Source organism: Paenibacillus xylanilyticus (assembly GCF_013359935.1).
Classification (GTDB): Bacteria; Bacillota; Bacilli; order Paenibacillales; family Paenibacillaceae; genus Paenibacillus; species Paenibacillus xylanilyticus.
This window is the reverse complement of the sequence record NZ_JABMCB010000035.1, coordinates 1-341: the sequence shown is the minus strand read 5'-3', so window position 1 is coordinate 341 and position 341 is coordinate 1. Positions and strand designations below refer to the sequence as shown.

2 rRNA genes are annotated in these 341 nt (G+C 51.3%); both read right to left on the bottom strand.

Features of this window, described 5'->3' with window-relative positions:
• Window positions 1-2 precede the first annotated feature (2 nt).
• A 5S ribosomal RNA gene (rrf, locus tag HP552_RS00220) occupies window positions 3-119 on the bottom strand.
• 82 nt (window positions 120-201) lie between these two features.
• Window positions 202-341, bottom strand: a 23S ribosomal RNA gene (locus HP552_RS00215); the annotation flags it as partial.

Sequence of the window (341 nt, the reverse complement as noted above, 5' to 3'; positions counted from 1 at the left end):
TCGCTTGGCAACGTCCTACTCTCCCAGGACCCTTCGGTCCAAGTACCATCGGCGCTAGAGGGCTTAACGGTCGTGTTCGGGATGGGTACGTGTGGAACCCCTCCGCTATCGCCACCAAACGAGCATTTGTGAAACAAATGCATTCAGAGATTATTCCCTGAAAACTAGATCCGAAACGAATTTGCGATTAAAACCTGCAACTTGGATAAGCCCTCGACCGATTAGTACTGGTCAGCTCCATGCATTGCTGCACTTCCACCCCCAGCCTATCTACCTCGTCGTCTTCAAGGGGTCTTACATACTGGGAAATCTCATCTTGAGGGGGGCTTCACGCTTAGATG